The 17,356-nt window shown below is 70.8% G+C and carries 16 protein-coding genes; 13 read left to right on the top strand and 3 right to left on the bottom strand.

The window, feature by feature from the left end; genetic code table 11:
* The first annotated feature begins 430 nt into the window (after positions 1–430).
* The 6 genes from VFZ70_10820 to VFZ70_10795 all read left to right on the top strand — a co-directional run bounded on the left by VFZ70_10820 (position 431) and on the right by VFZ70_10795 (position 7,579).
* Entirely contained in the window at positions 431–2,218 is a 1,788-nt protein-coding gene (locus tag VFZ70_10820; GenBank protein ID HEX6256287.1) for an acetolactate synthase large subunit, read from the top strand.
* Positions 2,219–2,246: 28 nt separating this feature from the next.
* A complete protein-coding gene (ilvN, locus tag VFZ70_10815; GenBank protein HEX6256286.1) occupies positions 2,247–2,771 on the top strand; it encodes an acetolactate synthase small subunit in 525 nt (174 codons plus the stop codon).
* A 36-nt stretch (positions 2,772–2,807) separates the two neighbouring features.
* Positions 2,808–3,809 (top strand): ketol-acid reductoisomerase, encoded by a 1,002-nt coding sequence (ilvC, locus tag VFZ70_10810; protein ID HEX6256285.1) that lies wholly within the window; start codon positions 2,808–2,810, stop codon positions 3,807–3,809.
* A 98-nt stretch (positions 3,810–3,907) separates the two neighbouring features.
* On the top strand, positions 3,908–4,834 hold the full coding sequence (gene metF, locus VFZ70_10805) for a methylenetetrahydrofolate reductase [NAD(P)H] (GenBank protein ID HEX6256284.1): 927 nt from the start codon (positions 3,908–3,910) through the stop codon (positions 4,832–4,834).
* A gap of 56 nt (positions 4,835–4,890) precedes the next feature.
* Positions 4,891–6,468, top strand: a complete 1,578-nt coding sequence (gene serA / locus VFZ70_10800) for a phosphoglycerate dehydrogenase (protein ID HEX6256283.1) — start codon at positions 4,891–4,893, stop codon at positions 6,466–6,468.
* A 190-nt stretch (positions 6,469–6,658) separates the two neighbouring features.
* Positions 6,659–7,579, top strand: a complete 921-nt coding sequence (locus VFZ70_10795; protein HEX6256282.1) for a D-isomer specific 2-hydroxyacid dehydrogenase family protein — start codon at positions 6,659–6,661, stop codon at positions 7,577–7,579.
* A 9-nt stretch (positions 7,580–7,588) separates the two neighbouring features.
* Here VFZ70_10795 and VFZ70_10790 read toward each other — a convergent pair whose 3' ends face one another.
* Positions 7,589–8,458: a sirohydrochlorin chelatase gene (locus VFZ70_10790; protein ID HEX6256281.1), complete on the bottom strand. Its 870-nt coding sequence runs from the start codon at positions 8,456–8,458 to the stop codon at positions 7,589–7,591.
* Between the two features lie 220 nt (positions 8,459–8,678).
* Here VFZ70_10790 and pdhA point away from each other — a divergent pair, with 220 nt between their 5' ends.
* From pdhA to VFZ70_10770, 4 genes are all read left to right on the top strand, one after another.
* Positions 8,679–9,785: a pyruvate dehydrogenase (acetyl-transferring) E1 component subunit alpha gene (gene pdhA / locus VFZ70_10785; GenBank protein HEX6256280.1), complete on the top strand. Its 1,107-nt coding sequence runs from the start codon at positions 8,679–8,681 to the stop codon at positions 9,783–9,785.
* Positions 9,785–10,759 carry an alpha-ketoacid dehydrogenase subunit beta gene (locus VFZ70_10780; protein HEX6256279.1) on the top strand — a complete coding sequence of 325 codons (975 nt, stop codon included), beginning with the start codon at positions 9,785–9,787 and terminating at the stop codon, positions 10,757–10,759. The genes pdhA and VFZ70_10780 overlap by 1 nt, the downstream gene beginning before the upstream one ends.
* An 11-nt stretch (positions 10,760–10,770) precedes the next feature.
* Entirely contained in the window at positions 10,771–12,147 is a 1,377-nt protein-coding gene (locus VFZ70_10775; GenBank protein HEX6256278.1) for a dihydrolipoamide acetyltransferase family protein, read from the top strand.
* Positions 12,148–12,245: 98 nt separating this feature from the next.
* A complete protein-coding gene (locus VFZ70_10770; protein HEX6256277.1) occupies positions 12,246–13,532 on the top strand; it encodes an aspartate aminotransferase family protein in 1,287 nt (428 codons plus the stop codon).
* On the opposite strand, the gene VFZ70_10765 is transcribed toward VFZ70_10770, so the two are convergent.
* Complete coding sequence (locus tag VFZ70_10765; protein ID HEX6256276.1) at positions 13,513–14,067, bottom strand: ACT domain-containing protein; 555 nt, start codon at positions 14,065–14,067, stop codon at positions 13,513–13,515. The genes VFZ70_10770 and VFZ70_10765 overlap by 20 nt on opposite strands.
* Positions 14,068–14,139: 72 nt before the next feature.
* A complete protein-coding gene (locus VFZ70_10760; GenBank protein ID HEX6256275.1) occupies positions 14,140–14,613 on the bottom strand; it encodes an ATP-binding protein in 474 nt (157 codons plus the stop codon).
* 104 nt (positions 14,614–14,717) lie between these two features.
* Between VFZ70_10760 and VFZ70_10755 the strand changes: the two genes are divergently transcribed.
* The 3 genes from VFZ70_10755 (at position 14,718) to VFZ70_10745 (ending at position 17,350) form a co-directional block, all read left to right on the top strand.
* Positions 14,718–15,179, top strand: coding sequence for a TIGR00725 family protein (locus VFZ70_10755; GenBank protein HEX6256274.1), 462 nt, complete (start codon positions 14,718–14,720; stop codon positions 15,177–15,179).
* A 359-nt stretch (positions 15,180–15,538) separates the two neighbouring features.
* On the top strand, positions 15,539–17,095 hold the full coding sequence (locus VFZ70_10750) for a 2-isopropylmalate synthase (GenBank protein HEX6256273.1): 1,557 nt from the start codon (positions 15,539–15,541) through the stop codon (positions 17,093–17,095).
* A gap of 111 nt (positions 17,096–17,206) precedes the next feature.
* Positions 17,207–17,350: a hypothetical protein gene (locus tag VFZ70_10745; protein HEX6256272.1), complete on the top strand. Its 144-nt coding sequence runs from the start codon at positions 17,207–17,209 to the stop codon at positions 17,348–17,350.
* Positions 17,351–17,356: the final 6 nt, after the last annotated feature.

The raw sequence follows: 17,356 nt of genomic DNA, 5'->3' as shown, positions 1-17,356 counted from the left end.
CGTCGGATTGTGGCGCCTGACGATGCGTGTGCAGCCCATGACTGGGTGTTGATCGCGACGCCGTCATCGGCATGCTCCCGGCCTGCACTGGCCGAAGCCTCCGGACTACGGTCGGTGTGGGTTGCAATGCGCAGCTCGACGGCGCACACTGCTGATGACGTGACCGTCACGCCGTCGGCGTGCGACTGCGAGGACGAGGACATGAGCCGGTACCGCGATGACCGCCTGCGGCTCGCCGCGCTCGTACGTATCGCGCGCCCGGTCGGAGGACGGTAGTCAGCACAGCGACGATCAGCCAGCAGCCCTCCGCCGACCAGGCGAAGGGCTTTTTCATCGCCCGCACGGTCCTGGCCTCGACGTCGATTCGACAGCATCAGGCCGCAGGTCCGTGGTACCAGGCTCCGCAAAGATGTGAGAAGGGTCAGCGCCCATGCAGATGACCGGTGCACAGGCAGTGATCGCGACCTTGGAGGCCGAAGGCGTGGACGTCATCTTCGGCCATCCCGGAGGTGCGATCCTGCCGGCGTACGACCCGTTGCTCGACTCGTCGATGCGTCACGTGCTGGCGCGTCACGAGCAGGGCGCGGGGCACATGGCCGAGGGGTTCGCCCACGCGACCGGACGGGTCGGTGTCGTCATGGCGACGTCGGGTCCGGGCGGGACCAACCTGGTCACCGCGCTGGCCGACGCGCACATGGACTCGGTCCCGATCGTCGCGATCACGGGCCAGGTCGCACGCCCGGCGGTCGGTGGCGACGCGTTCCAGGAGGCTGACATCACAGGCATCACCATGCCGGTGACCAAGCACAACGAACTCGTCGCTGACCCGGCCCGCATCGCCGGGGCGATCAAGGAGGCGTTCCACATCGCCTCGACCGGTCGGCCCGGCCCGGTGCTGGTCGACCTTCCCAAGGACGTGCTCGTCGAGACCTTCGACTACCGCTATCCCGATCAGCTCAGCCTGCCGGGCTACCGCCCGACCGTCCGCGGACACAGCAGGATGGTCCGTGAGGCCGCGCGGGAGATCCTCGCCGCACGGCGCCCCGTCATCTACGCCGGCGGCGGCCTGATCAGGGCCGAGGCCCACGACGAGCTGCGCGCGCTCGCGGAACTGCTGCGGCTGCCGGTCGTGACGACGCTCATGGCTCGCGGCGTGTTCCCGGACGACCACCCGCAGCACCTCGGCATGCCCGGCATGCACGGGCACTGGACCGCCATCACCGCGCTGCAGCGCGCAGATCTGCTGATCGCCCTGGGCACCCGGTTCGACGACCGCGTGACCGGCGACCTGTCGAGCTTCGCGCCGGACGCGCGGGTGATCCACGTCGACATCGATCCGGCGGAGATCGGCAAGAACCGCGAGCCCGACGTGCCGATCGTCGGTGACGCGGGCGTGGTCGTCAGCCAGATGACCGAGGCGGTCAAGCGCCTGCAGGCCGATGGCGCCGAGGCCGCCGTCCTCGACGAGTGGTGGCGGCAGCTCGACGCCTGGCGCACCGACCATCCGCTCCGGTGGGACCAGCAGCCCGACGGGCCGCTCAAGCCGCAGACGGTCATCCAGGCGATTGGCCGAAAGCTGGACGGCGGCGGCATCGTGGTGAGCGGTGTCGGCCAGCACCAGATGTGGGCCAGCCAGCTGATCCGCTACCGCACGCCCCGCACCTGGATCAACTCCGGCGGACTGGGGACCATGGGGTTCTGCGTCCCCGCCGCCATCGGCGCGAAGGTCGGCCGGCCCGAGGTCCCCGTCGTCGCGATCGACGGTGACGGCAGCTTCCAGATGACCCTGCAGGAGCTCGCGACGGCGAGCACCGAACGGATCCCGGTCATCTTCTGCGTCATCAACAACGGGGTGCTGGGCATGGTCCGCCAGTGGCAGGAGCTGTTCTACGAGCAGCGCTACTCGCAGATCGATCTCGGTGCCGAGGTCCCCGACCTCGTCAAGCTCGCCGACGCCATGGGCTGTGTGGGCTACCGCTGCGAGCGCGCGGAGGACGTCGACCAGACGCTGGACAAGGCGTTCGCCGTCGGGGACGCACCTGTGCTGGTCGACTTCCGCGTCGACCCGACCGAGAAGGTCTTCCCGTTCGTGCCGGCCGGTGGCAGCAACGACGACGTGATCGAGTCGCTCGAGGAGTGGCATCGGCGTCAGGACCTGCCCAAGGGCGGCGCCGGCGAACCCGGTGGCGCAGGCCTGCCGATGGTCCCGCCCTCATAGTCGTCGACGGTCCACAGGAGTCACAGACATGAGCATGCACACGCTGAGCGTCCTGGTCGAGAACAAGCCGGGCGTGCTCGCGCGCGTCGCCGGGTTGTTCAGCCGCCGGGGCTTCAACATCGAGTCGCTGTCGGTCGGCACGACCGAGTCCCCGCACGTCTCACGTATGACGATCGTGGTCGACGCCGAGCACTCGCCGCTCGAGCAGGTCACCAAGCAGCTCAACAAGCTGATCAACGTCCTCAAGATCGTCGAGCTGTCGCCCGCGGAGGCGGTGCAGCGGGAACTTCAGCTGATCAAGGTCGCCGCGACCGGCACGACACGCAGCGAGATCATCGAGATCGCCGACGTCTTCCGCGCGAAGGTCGTCGACGTCGACGTCGAGTCGGTCACCGTCGAGGTGACCGGATCGGTCGACAAGCTCGGGGCGCTGGTCCGGTTGCTCGAGCCCTACGGCATCCGCGAGCTCGTGCGATCCGGCATGATCGCGCTCGGGCGCGGTTCCCGCAGCATCACCGAGGGCCGCACCCTGCGCCTGCAACGCTCCGCCTAGTCCCGACCTGTCACGAACGGAAAGTAGAGAGAGCCGATGGTCCAGATCCACTACGAGGACGACGCCGCCCTCGACACGCTCGCCGACCGCATCGTTGCCGTCCTCGGCTTCGGCTCGCAGGGCCACGCCCACGCCCGCAACCTCACCGAGTCGGGTGTGGCCGTCATCGTCGGCCTCCACGAGGGATCGTCGAGCGCGGGCCGCGCCCGCGATGCCGGGCTCGAGGTCACCTCGGTGGCCGACGCGGCCAAGCGTGCGGACATCGTGATGATGCTGATGCCCGACACCGTGCAGCCGGAGGTGTACCGCGCGGAGGTCGAGCCTGGCCTGGTGGAGGGCAACGCGCTGTTCTTCGCCCACGGGTTCAACATCCACTTCGGGCAGATCGTCCCGCCCGTGGGTGTCGACGTCTGCATGGTGGCGCCGAAGGGCCCCGGGCACCTCGTGCGACGGACCTTCACCGAGGGCACCGGAGTACCGGCGCTCATGGCGGTGCACCAGGACGCCACCGGCAACGCCCACGCGCTGACGCTGGCCTACGCCAGAGGCATCGGCGCCGCCCGTGCCGGCGTGCTGGAGACCACGTTCGCCGAGGAGACCGAGACCGACCTGTTCGGCGAGCAGACCGTGCTGTGCGGCGGCGTGTCCAGCCTGGTCCAGAAGGCGTTCGAGACGCTGACCGAAGCCGGCTACCAGCCCGAGATCGCCTACTTCGAGTGCCTCCACGAGCTCAAGCTGATCGTCGATCTGTTCTACGAGGGTGGTCTGGCGCGCATGCGCTACTCGGTGTCGGACACTGCGGAGTACGGCGACTACTCGCGTGGCGGGTATGTCGTCGATGCCGGCGTCAAGGAGCGGATGCGCGAGACACTGACCCGGATCCAGGACGGCTCCTTCGCCCGCGAATGGATACTGGAGAACGCAGCGGGCAGGCCCAGCTTCAACGCGCAGCGACGTCGCCAGGCGGACCACCCGATCGAGGAGGTCGGTCGCACGCTGCGCTCGATGATGAGCTGGCTGCCCGACGAGGACGACTGAGCGTTCGGCCGCGACGCGTGGGGAGACCGGGATCCGGTACCCACTGTTTCCCCGCCGCGTGATCGGAGCGCCCGGGACGTGCTGACTACGCTGCGCTCATGCGTGCACCGATCTCGTCGTCATTGCGGACCGGGGCGCCGACCCTGTCGTTCGAGTTCTTCCCACCGAAGACCGATCAGGGCCGGCGCACCCTGTGGCGCACCATCGACGACCTCGCCGAGCTGACACCCGACTTTGTCTCCGTCACCTACGGGGCCGGTGGCTCGACGCGCGACCGGACGCGCGGGATCGTCGAGCACATCCGCGACCGCACCGACCTGCGGCCGGTCATGCACCTGACGTGCGTCGGAGCGACGCGCGGCGAGCTGACGGCGGTGGCGCACGACCTGGCGGAGCGGGGCATCACCGACGTGCTGGCGCTGCGGGGCGACCCGCCCGACGGACCGGCGGGGGAGTGGACCGCGGTCGCCGGCGGGTTCCGGTACGCGTCCGAGCTCGTCGCGCTGCTGCGGCACCAGGGCGGGTTCGAGGTCGGCGTCGCGGCGTTCCCCGAGGGGCACCCGGCGTCGCCGTCGCGGGAGGCCGACGTCGCACACCTCGCTGCGAAGTGCGCCGCCGGCGCGTCGTACGCCATCACCCAGTTCTTCTTCGACGTCAAGCAGTACATCGCGCTGGTCGACGAGTTGCGGGCGATCGGCTGTGACACGCCGGTCGTGCCCGGGCTCCTGCCGGTGACGAACCCCGCGCAGACACGCCGCTTCGCAGCGGCCGCGGGCGCCACGATCCCTGCGGAGCTGGATGCGGCCTTCCGTGCCGTCGAGGACGACCCCGCAGCCGTGCGCGCGCTCGGCACGTCCCGTGCGATCGCGCTCGGTCGTGACCTGTTGGCCGCCGGCGCGCCCGGCCTGCACGTGTACACGCTGAACCGCGCGGCCGTGACCCGCGACCTGTGCGAGGCGCTGCGGGCGAGCGGCGCGTTCGATACACGCGGACCCGGCGCCGGCCGTCTCCGCAGGCCTTTGTGAAACCTGGCACGAACTGTCTACTCTGGATTCTGATCCCACCTCAGCGAGGTCCTGTCATGCGTGTGCTCGTCGCCGACAAGTTGTCCGCGGCCGGAGTCGCGGCGCTCGAGCGGTCCCACGACGTCGACGTCCGCCCCGGGCTGTCCGGCGCCGAGCTCGTCGAGATCGTCGGCGCCTACGACGCCGTGGTGATCCGTTCCGCCACGACCATCACCGCCGAGGTCATCGCCGCTGCCGACCGCCTGAAGGTCATCGCGCGAGCGGGCATCGGTGTCGACAACATCGATATCGAGGCGGCCACGGCGCGGGGCATCCTGGTCTGCAACGCCCCGCAGTCGAACACGATCAGCGCCGCGGAGCACACGATCGCCATCCTGCTGTCGCTCGCGCGTCGGGTTCCGGCGGCCGACTACAGCCTGCGCGCCGGAGGGTGGGAGCGCAGTGCGTTCCAGGGTGTCGAGCTGCACGGACGGACGCTCGGCGTGATGGGACTGGGCCGGGTCGGCACGCTCGTGGCGCAGCGGTGCGCGGCGTTCGGGATGCGGCTGGCCGCCTACGACCCCTACGTGTCCACCGAGCGAGCAGATCAGCTGGGCATCCAGCTCGTGGGCTCGCCCGCGCAACTGTGCGAGATCGCCGACGTGGTCACGGTCCACCTCCCGCGGACCTCCGACACCGTGGGCATCGTGGGCGCGGCGGAGCTGCGCGCGCTCGGACCGGACGGGATGCTGGTCAACACCGCGCGCGGGGGCATCGTCGACGAGGACGCACTCGCGACGGCACTGGCCGACGGAACCCTGGGCGGCGCGGCACTGGATGTGTTCTCGACCGAGCCGCTCACGGCGTCGCCGCTGTTCGACCTGCCCAACGTCGTCGTGACCCCGCACCTGGGCGCGTCGACCAAGCAGGCACAGGACAAGGCCGGTGTGATGGTCGCCGAGGCGGTCGATCTCGCGCTGCAGGGTGAGTTCGTCCCGAGCGCGGTCAACCTGCAGGTGTCGACCACGGTCACCGATCACGTGCGCGCGTTCATGGGTCTGACGACCACGCTCGGTCGGCTGTTCACCGCACTCTACGAGGGCGTCACCAGCTCGATCACCGTCGAGTACCGCGGCCGGATCGCCGACGAGGACACCAGTGCGTTGAACCTCGCCGCGCTGACCGGCCTGCTCAGCGATGTGGTCGACGAGCCCGTCACCTACGTCAACGCGCCACTGACCGCGGAGGAGCGCGGATTGAAGCTGACCACGATGACGTCGTCGGCGCCGCGGGACTACGTGTCGCTCGTCCGCCTGACCGCCAACGGCGACCACGCCGTGTCCGGCACGGTCGTGGGCCCGAACAACAAGGAGCGGATCGTCGAGCTCTGGGGCTTCGAGGTCGACATGGAGCCCAGCGACCACATGTTGTTCTTCCGCTACGTCGACCGGCCGGGCGTGATCGGCACGATCGGCGGGCTGCTCGGTGCCGAGAACATCAACATCGCGACGATGCAGGTCGGGCGGCACGAGATGGGTGGCGACGCGCTCATCGCGATGACCACCGATTCGGCCGTCTCGCCGGCCATCGCCAGGCGCATCGCGGACGCGATCGGCTCGACGCAGGCGCGCACGATCAGCCTGCCGCACGTCTGACAGACCCCTCTCCGGCCCGGGCGACGCCGCGGCCGCGGGCCACGCGCCACACATCCAACCGGCGCGTCCCGCGCGCGACCGGGCGGTCGGCGTCCAGCGACCGCCGTTCCCACGCCTGTCGTCAACCGCCCGGTGGACGTGAGAGAATGCGCCGACCCCTTGACCGACCACGACGACACAGGAAGCACACGTGAGCGCCGTTCCGATCGCCGTCATGCCAGAGGGCACCCGTGGCTACATCGTCGACGCGGTCCGTGACGGCGGCGGTGACGTCGTCGACCTGCCCGATGCCCGGGCGCTGGTGTGGACCGATCCCGACGACCCCCACGCGTTGACCGACGTCCTGACGCATCACAGCGGCATCGAGTGGGTGCAGCTGCCGTGGGCCGGCGTCGAACCCTACGCAGAGGCGGGTGTGTTCGACCACGACCGCGTGTGGACCTCCGGCAAGGGCGTCTACGCCGAGCCCGTCGCCGAGCACGCGCTGGCCCTGGCGCTGGCGGGTCTGCGGGAGCTGCCGCGCTTCGCGCAGGAGGTGACCTGGACGTCGCAGGCGGGCATCAGCCTGCTCGGCGGCGCGGTGACCATCTTCGGTGCCGGGGGCATCACGTCCGAGCTGGTCCGTCTGCTGCAACCGTTCGACTGCTCGATCACGGTCGTGCGTCGCACGGCCGGGCCGATGGAGGGCGTCGACCGGGTGCTGGCGTTCGACCACCGGTACGAGGCGCTCAAGGGCGCGGACGTCGTCGTGCTCGCGCTCGCGCTCACGCCGGAGACGGTCGGGGTGATCTCCCGGGTCGAGTTCGAGCTGATGGAGCCGCACGCCTGGCTGGTGAACGTCGCGCGCGGCGCGCACGTCGTGACCGAGGATCTCGTGGTCGCACTGCGCGAGGACGTGATCGGCGGTGCAGCACTGGACGTCACGGATCCCGAGCCGCTGCCCGACGGCCACCCGCTGTGGCGGCTGCCGAACTGCCTGATCACGCCCCACACGGCGAACACCGAGGACATGGCCAAGCCGCTGCTGTCGGCCCGCATCGCCGACAACGTCCGCCGCTTCGCCGCCGGCGAGGAACTGATCGGTACCGTCGATCCGGACGCCGGCTACTAACGCCGCGGGTCAGCCGATGCCCGACGGGTGGACGGCGGTGCCGAGTCCGCCCGCGGATCGCAGGCCGACGCGCCCCTCGAACCCAGGCAGCGGACGGCGGTAGGCGCACAGGTCGCAGTTCATGCGGGGGTCGCCGTCGATGGTCTCGCGGTAGCGGGCGACGACCACGTCGGCGACCAGCGGATCGGGTCCGAAGCGACCCGCGTCGGCGATCTCCAGGCCATCGGCGATCGCCGTGTCCGCCCAGCCATCGACGCGACGCTCGAGCAGCCCGGCCAGCAGCGACCACGAGAAGCGCACGACCCGGCGCACGCCGGCGCGCTGCAGCCGCTCGAACAGCGCGTCTGCCCTCGGCCAGGTCACGCCCGCGTACGCGATCTCGGCCCACCGGTGTCCGGTCAACTCGGCCAGCAGCCTGGCCGCCTTCGCGAGGTCGCCGTTGGCGTCCGGGTCGCTGGAGCCGGCGCCGGTCACGACGAGCACCTCGTCGGTCCGGTCGCCGTCTGACACCGCGTCGATCCTCTCGCAGGCCAGATCGAACAGCGTCGGATGCAGGCCGAGCACGCGTCCGTGCACGACCTCGACGTGCGCCAGTTCGGCGCGCACCCGTGCCACCGCCTCCGGCACATCGGTCTTGGCGTGCCCCGCGCCCAGCACCAGGAACGGCACGGTCACGATCCGTCCGGCGCCGTCGTCGACGAGGCGGGCCGCCGCCGTCGTGGCGTCCGGTTCGGCGAAGTCCTCGAGCCACGCGGCCTCGACCGGCGCGTCGACGCGCTCGCGCACGTGTCCCACGAGCGTGGCCATCTCGGTCGCACCGGCGGGATCGCGGGTTCCGTGGGCGATGAGCAGCAGGGCGGGCTGGGGGTGGGTGGTCACGTGATCATCCTCGCGGTCGTCAGTCCTCGGTCGCGGCGATCGTTCAACAAGGTTTCGCACGCCGGACGGATCTCGTACCCTTGTGACAAGCGCTGCGGTCAACGGACGCGACCCGCCCGGTGGCCGCGTCGGGGCCGATGCGCACCAGCAGGCTCCGATCTCGCGCTCCGACGACGTGTGTGGCACGGCGATCCCGGCCGCACGGACCGAAGGAGTCGCCATGGTTTCTGATCCATCCACCCCCGATCCTCGCACGCTGCTGCCCACCGGGCCGCCGATCAGGCTGCTCGATGTCGACGGCACGTACACCGAAGATCCCGACTGGCCGATCGACCTCGATGACGAGCAGTTGCTCGGGCTGTACCGCGCGATGGTCATCGCGCGTCAGGTCGACACCCAGGCCATCACGCTGCAGCGGCAGGGCCAGTTGGGCGTCTACGCCTCGCTGCGTGGCCAGGAGGGCGCCCAGATTGGCAGCGCCTTCGCGCTGGCTCCCCAGGACTGGGTGTTCCCCTCGTACCGCGAGCTCGGTGTCGCCGTCGTGCGGGGCGTCGATCCCGCCGACCTGCTACGGGTGTACCGCGGCACGTGGCACGGCACCCACGATCCCACCAAACACCACTTCGGTCTGATCTCCATCCCGATCGCGACGCAGGCGCTCCACGCCGCCGGGTTCGCGATGGGCGCCCGCCTCGACGACGCCGACTGCTGCGTCGTCAGCTACATGGGTGACGGGGCCACCAGCGAGGGCGACGCGCACGAGGCGTTCAACTTCGCCGCGGTGTTCGCCGCACCGTGTGTCTTCTTCATCCAGAACAACCAGTACGCGATCAGCGTGCCGCTGACCCGTCAGACGGCGGCGGCCAGCATTGCCCACAAGGCCGTCGGCTACGGCATGCCCGGCTACGTGTGCGACGGCAACGATGTGCTGGCCAGCTACGCGGTCACCCGACGCGCGCTGGAGCACGCGCGGGCCGGCGACGGGCCGGTGCTTATCGAGGCGATCACGTACCGCATGGAGGCCCACACGACGTCGGACGACCCGACGCGCTACCGGGACGACGACGAGCTCGAGCATTGGCGGGCGCGGGACCCGATCTCCCGCTACGAGGCCTTCCTGCGCGACCGGGGTCTGCTCGACGACGACGTCGCCGAGACCGTCAGCAAGGCGGCCCGTGCCGAGGCACAGGCGGTGCGGTCGGCCATCTACGACGAACCGCACGGCGATCCGCTCGAGCTGTTCGATCACGTGGCGTCCGAGCCGACCCAGCAGTTGGCCGCCCAGCGGTCCCTGCTCGCCGCCGAGCTGGCGGGGGAGCGGTCCTGATGGCGGCGGTCACCATGGCAGGGGCGCTGAACCGCGCGCTGCACGACGCGATGGACGATGATGACCGTGTGGTCGTGTTCGGCGAGGACGTCGCCGCCCTCGGCGGCGTGTTCCGCGTGACCGACAGGCTGATGGAGCGCTTCGGCGAGGGCCGCTGCTTCGACACGCCGCTCGCCGAGTCGGGCATCGTGGGCACGGCGATCGGGATGGCCATGTACGGCTACCGGCCCGTCGTCGAGCTCCAGTTCGACGGGTTCAGCTACCCCGCCTTCGAACAGATCACCTCACACCTGGCCAAGATCCCGAACCGCTCGCGCGGAGCGGTGCAGCTGCCCGTCGTGGTGCGCATCCCGTTCGGCGGCGGCATCGGAGCGGTTGAGCACCACTCGGAGAGCCCGGAGGCGCTGTACGCGCACACGGCGGGCCTGCGGATCGTGACGCCGTCGACGCCGTCCGACGCCTACGGGCTGCTGCGGGACTCGATCGCCTCGCCGGATCCGGTGGTGTTCTTCGAACCGAAGCGGCGGTACTGGTCCAAGGAGGATGTCGACCTGCCGGTCTCGACAGAGCCCATGGGGACGGCGGTCGTACGGCGACAGGGGACCACCGCGACGCTGATCGCATACGGCCCCACGGTCGCGACCTGCCTGGAGGCCGCAGACGCCGCAGCGGAGGAGGGCTGGGACCTGCAGGTCGTCGACGTGCGGACGCTCGTGCCGCTCGACATCGCGACGATCGCCGCTGCGGTCGAGCAGACCGGTCACGCGATCGTCGTGCATGAGGCCAGCGTGTTCGGCGGCATGGGGGCCGAGATCGCCGCCGAGGTCGTGGAGCAGGCCTTCTGGACGCTGGAGGCGCCGGTCCTGCGGGTCGGTGGCTTCGACATCCCGTACCCGCCGGCGCAACTCGAGCACTACCACCTGCCCGACGTCGATCGCGTGCTCGACGCCGTCGAGCGCAGCCTGAGCTACTAGGAGGCCGTGCGATGACGACCAGACAGGTGCAGATGCCCGATCTCGGAGAGGGCCTGACCGAGGCGACCATCGTCACGTGGCTCGTCGCGGTCGGCGACGAGATCGCCGAGGACCAGGTCGTGGCCGAGGTCGAAACCGCCAAGGCCACCGTCGAACTCCCGACGCCGTTCGCCGGTACGATCACCGATCTCCATGCCACCGAGGGCGAGGAGGTCGAGGTCGGTACCGCCGTGCTGTCGGTGGACACCGACGGCGAGGGGACCGCGGAGCGACTGGCCGGGGAGGACGCGACGCCAGCCGCGGGGGACCAGCTCGCACGGGCCGCCGACAACGGTGCGGAACCGTCGACGTCGTCGGCGGCGGGCGACGACGCGAGCGGCAACGTGCTGGTGGGGTACGGCACCGGCCGTGGACGCAGCCGACGCCGGCGCACGCGCGCACGCCACGACGGCAGCGCCAGGCCCACGAGCCGGCCGCGGGCCAAGCCGCCGGTGCGCAAGCTCGCGAAGGATCTCGGCGTCGACCTTGGGCAGGTGCACGGCACCGGGCCGGAGGGTCGGATCACGCGCGACGACGTGCACGCCGCCGCGAACGCGTCGGGCGCGGCGGCCGACACGGCGGCGCCGGCCGACGTGGCATCGTCGGCGGCCGCCGGTGTGGGCACACCGACCGACGCCGACGCCGCAGGGACCGCCGATGCCGGCCGCCGCGAGGCCGTGACGGGGGTGCGCGCGCGGATCGCCGATCACCTCTCGGTCGCCTGGCGCGAGATCCCCGCAGCGTCGTGCTGGGTCGACGTCGACGCGACCGCCATGCTGGCGCTGCGGGACGAGCTCGTGGCCGATCACCCCGCTGTGCGCGTCACACCGCTCGCGGTGATCCTGCGGGCCTGTGCGGTGGCGCTCGGGCGCGTGCCACAGCTCAACGGCAGCTTCGATGCCGAGGCCCGCGAGATCGTGTACCACGAGCGGATCGACCTGGGGGTGGCGACGCAGACCGACCGGGGCCTGCTGGTACCTGTCGTCCGTGACGCGGGTCGGCGCTCGATCCTCGAGCTCGCGGCCGAGGTGACACGCGTCGCCGGGGCTGCCCGGGCGGGTGAGCTGCCGCCCGCCGAGCTGGTCGGCAGCACGTTCTCCGTGTCGAACTTCGGTGCCTTCGGCATCGATGGTGGAGGACCGATCGTCAACCACCCGGAGGCCGGCATCCTGGGTGTCGGCCGGATCACGGATCGTCCGTGGGTGGTCGACGGGGCGGTCGTGGCGCGTCCGGTCCTCAACCTGTCGTTGACCTTCGACCACCGGGTGTGTGACGGCGCGGAGGCGTCGGCCTTCCTGCGGCTCGTCGCCGACCTCGTCGAGCGCCCGACGCGCCTGCTGGCGTACTAGCGCCGGTCGAACGGCGGGGACCGGGCGCACGTCCCCCGGTCCGGCGCCGGCCCGGCAGGTATCGTTCGCAGGGTTTCACCCGTGGTGAGGAGGACCCGATGACCCACGCCGAGCTGCACGCCCGCCACCAGGCTGTCCTTCCATCGTGGTTGGCGCTGTACTACGAGGAGCCGATCGCGCTGGAACGCGGCGAGGGGCGCCACGTGTGGGACGCCGAGGGCACCCGTTACCTCGACTTCTTCGGCGGCATCCTCACGACGATGACCGCGCACGCGCTGCCCGAGGTCGTCGAGGCCGTTCGCGTGCAGGCGGGCCGCATCATGCACTCGTCGACGCTGTACCTGATCGAGTCGCAGATCGAGCTCGCCGAGGAGATCGCGGCGTTGGTGCCGATCGACGACGCGAAGGTGTTCTTCACGACGTCGGGAACCGAAGCCAACGAGGCGGCGCTGCTGCTGGCCTGCACCGCGCGACACAGCAACCAGATCCTGGCGATGCGCAACAGCTACCACGGCCGGTCGTTCGCCGCGATGGCCATCACCGGCAACCGCGGCTGGTCGGCCTCGAGCCTGTCGCCGGTGCAGACCAGCTACGTCCAGGGGGCGTATCGCTACCGCAGCCCCTGGCGCGACCTCTCCGACGACGAGTACATCGCCACCGGTGTGGCCGATCTGATCGATGTGCTCGACACCACGACGGCCGGCGACGTGGCGTGCCTGATCGCCGAACCGATCCAGGGCGTCGGCGGGTTCGCGCATCCACCGGACGGCTTCTACGGGGCGCTCGCCGAGGTGCTCGCCGACCGCGGCATCCTGTTCATCAGCGACGAGGTACAGACGGGCTGGGGCCGCACGGGGGAGCACTTCTGGGGGTTCGAGGCGCACGGCGTCGTCCCCGACGTCGTGACGTTCGCCAAGGGCATCGGCAACGGGTTGGCGCTGGCAGGCGTCGTCGCTCCGGCCGCGTTGATGGACGGTGTGGCGGCGAACTCGATCTCGACGTTCGGCGGCAACCCGCTGGCGACGGCGGGCGGCCTGGCCAACCTGCGGTACCTGGTGGCGAACGATCTGCAGAGCCAGGCGCACAAGACCGGCGCCCAGCTGCGCGCCGAGCTCGTCGACGGGTTCGACGGTGTGCCGGGCGTCGCGGACATCCGCGGCAAGGGGTTGATGCTGGGGATCGAGCTGGCCGACGCCGACGGCAGGCCCCGACCCGCGATGGCGACCGCCGCGCTCGAACACTGCCGCCGCGCCGGTCTGCTGGTCGGCAAGGGCGGGCTGTACGGCAACGTGCTCCGCGTCGCGCCGCCCCTCACCATCACACCCGATGAGATCGCCGAGGGCGGTCGGGTGTTGATCGACGCCGTCAGCGCAGCGAGCGGCTGACGTCGCCGTCGTCGGCGGCAACCGCGCGGCGTGCCAACCGCAGCAGCGCGGCGGCCCGGCCCCGTTCCGTCTCGGTGAACCGGTAGTCGCGCCGCAGCACGAGCACCTCGTCACCGGCGTCGAGCACGAGCGTGCGCGGGTCCTCGGTCACCGGTGCGTGCGCCGGGTCCCGCAGTTCGGCGACCCTGGCGCGCAACATGCCGCCGATCAACGTCGTGACGCCGCGCCTCGCCTCGGCGCTGCCGTCGAGCAGCGACTCGATGCCGATCGACAGACGCGTGACGGCGTCACCGGGCTGCCCGCGCGACGGTCCCGCGTGGATCACGCTGACCCCATCGAGCGACGACAGCCTGTCGAGAAGCGTCGGAATGCGGTCGCCGTCGAGGATGATCTCGAGATCGTCGAGTGCGCGTCCATCCGCGTGCTCGACGACGTCGACGGCGTGGATGTCGCCGCCGACCGCCGAGATGGCGCTCGCGAGCTTCGCCAGCGCTCCCGGACGGTCCGGCAGCGCGCACCGCAGCATCAGTTCCATAGTGGAAGTGCAGCTTAGGTCACGCCGACCGTGTCTGCTGTCACAAGGTCATGTCGTTGCCGTGTCGCGTCGTCACCCGCGCCCGTCCTGGTTGCCGCCGGACGTGCTCGGCTCGACCAACGGCGCATCCCGCAGCAGCGATGTCTCGTCCAGCACGATCTGCTTGATCAGCAGGACCTCGGTGCCTGCGCCCTCCTGGACGCGGAAGTCGGCCTCGTCCATGAGCATGCGCATCAGCGCCAGCCCCCGGCCACCCTCGGCGAGCGCGCCCGCCATGCGCTGTCGCCCGTTGACCTGGAACCCGTTGCCGCTGTCAGCGATCGTGACACGTGCCGCCTCGCGGTTGAGCTCGAACGTCACGCGGTAGCGATCGGTCGAAGTCGCGTGGCGTACGACGTTGGCGCACCCCTCGGTCAGCGCCAGTTCGACGTCAGCCGCGCACGAGCGTTCGACGCCGACCTCGGCCATCGCACTGGCGACGATGCGCCGGACCGCCGAGACGCTCTCACGGTCACGCGGCAGCGCCAACGAGATCTCGATGTGCACGCACATGCCTCCCGGCGTACTTCGCTGTACAAGTGGGCTCTCGATCAGTCAGGCCGACGGTACCCAAGGTCATCAGGCGCCATGCGCTGTGTATCGTCCGCCCCATGGACCTGACCGTCGCGGTGATCGGCGCCGGCCGCTCCGAACCTGCAACCGATGCCACCGCCGAGGAGGTCGGCTCGCGCCTGGCGCAAGCCGGCGTCGTCGTGGTGTGCGGTGGCCTGGGGGGTGTCATGGCGGCGGCGTGCCGCGGCGCAAGGGCGGCTGGTGGGCGCACGGTCGGCATCCTGCCGGGCACGACCGCGCGGGAGGCGAACCCGTGGGTCGACCTCGCGCTGCCGACCGGCCTGGGGGAGGCGCGCAACGTGCTGGTCGTGCGCGCGGGGAGCGCGGTCATCGCCGTCGGCGGCGGCTTCGGCACGTTGTCGGAGCTGGCGTTCGCCCGCAAGCTCGACGTCCCGGTGGTCGGTCTGGACACCTGGCGGCTGCCCGATGACGGCATCGTCCACGTCGACGCCCCGGAGGAGGCCGTGCGCGAGGCGCTCGCGGCCGCCCGGCGCGGTTGAGCGCACATCGTGCGTCACCTGGTGGCCGAGCGCCACGTGCGGTCGGATCCCGGGCCGTTCGTCGCGGTGAGTTGACACCGGCGTCGTGACGGCGTAGTAGTAGTGGCCGTGCAGATCTCCCAGCTCGACCTCGTAGCGCGCCCGTCCGGCGCGATCTTCGAGCTGCTGCTCGCGGGCCTTCTCGGCCTCCTCATTCTTTGACGCCGCGGGGCGGACCCTCACCCAACCCCCCGCGGAGTGCAACGTCCGGGTCTCATACCCGCCGCACACGTCACGTGCCTCATGTAGCGAAGCGGTAGGCACACGTCACGTGCCTCATGTAGCGAAGCGGTAGGCACACATGAATGAGGAGACCCCCCATGGCCCCCAACGCCGTACAGATCTTCGACACGACCCTGCGCGACGGTGAACAGGCGCCCGGCATCTCGTTGGGCGTCAAGGAGAAGCTCGAGATCGCCGAACAGCTGTGCCGCCTGCACGTCGACACGATCGAGGCCGGGTTCCCGATCACGTCGCATGGCGACTTCGACGCGGTCAAGGCGATCGCCGAGGACGTGGGTACCGAACCGGACGCGCCGGTCATCGGCGCGCTGGCGCGGTGCGCGCGCGGCGACATCGACCGCGCGGCCGCCGCGCTCAAGGGCGCGGCCCGCTCCCGCATCCACGTCTTCCTGTCCACGTCGGAGATCCATCGACGCGCGATGCTGCGAGCCTCGGAGGACGACATCCTCGCGTCGACCGCCGAGTCCGTCCGGCACGCACGCAGCTACACCGACGACGTCGAGTTCTCACCGCAGGACGCGACGCGCACCGACCACGACTTCCTGAGAAGGGTCGTCGACACGGCCGTGGCGAACGGCGCGACGACCGTGAACATCCCCGACACGGTCGGCTACGCCCTGCCGCACGACTTCGGTGTGCTGATCGCCGAGATCGTCCGCCGGGTGGGCGACGACGTCATGGTCAGCGTGCACTGCCACAACGATCTGGGTCTGGCCGTGGCGAACTCGATCGAGGCCGTGCGCAACGGTGCGCGGCAGATCGAGGTCGCCGTCAACGGCATCGGCGAGCGCGCGGGCAACTGCTCGATGGAGGAGGTCGTCATGGCACTGGCGACCCGCTCCGACCTGCTCGACCGGTCGACGCAGGTCGTGACGCGGGAGATCGCGCGCACCTCCCGGCTGGTCACCGCGCTGACCGGCTACCCCGTGCAGTTCAACAAGGCCGTCGTCGGTCGCAACGCGTTCGCGCACGAGTCGGGCATCCACCAGCACGGGGTGCTGCAGGACCGCCTGACGTACGAGATCATGCGCGCGGAGGACATCGGCCTGACCGGCGCCCAGATCGTCCTGGGCAAGCACTCGGGCCGCCACGCGTTCGCCACCCAGCTCGCCGAACTCGGCTACGAGCTGGACGACGGCGAGCTGGCGCGCGCGTTCACCCGCTTCAAGGAGCTGGCCGACCGCAAGGTCGAGCTGACCGACGTCGACCTCGAGGCGATCGTCGCCGACGAGGTGTCAGCCAGCGCAGACGATGGGTTCGTACTGGAGTCCCTGCAGGTCTCCGGCGGCACCGCGACGGCACCAACCGCCACGGTCCGTGTCCGCAGGACCGCCGACGACGTCACGATCGACGAGTCGGCGATGGGAGACGGCATGGTCGATGCTGCCTGCGGCGCGATCCGCCGCGCAGTTGGGATCGAGGCGAAGTTGGTCACCTTCAACGTCGCCGCTGTCACCGGGGGGATCGACGCCCTCGGTGACGTGACCGTGCAGGTCGAGGTCGACGGCAGGCGCATCAGTGGCCGCGGCGTGTCCACGGACATCGTCGAGGCCAGTGCACGCGCGTTCCTGTCGGCCATGAACAAGTCGGTACGCCTGCGCCACCGTGCGCGGACCGTGACCGACACGCCCTAGTCCGCACCGGGCGCCGCGCGCGGCCACCACGGCGCGCGCGGCGCCGGCGCCTGACAGCAGCACCGACCTGACGTACCCGCACCACCGGCAACGATCGTGAGGACCATCGCCATGACCACCACCGCCGAGACCATCGAGACCACACCCGCCCCCGACCCCGGCGACGTGCTGCCGGCGAGCACGCCGGACACCGGTGTGCTGGTCGGTGGTGACCTGGCGCAGCGCATGCTCGCCAGCGCGCGCTGGCGCCAGTGACGGGCG

The sequence above is a fragment of the Euzebyales bacterium genome (genome assembly GCA_036374135.1).
In the GTDB taxonomy this organism is placed as follows: domain Bacteria; phylum Actinomycetota; class Nitriliruptoria; order Euzebyales; family JAHELV01; genus JAHELV01.
The sequence above is the reverse complement of the archived record's forward strand: the minus strand, read 5'-3'. Positions and strand labels throughout refer to the sequence as shown.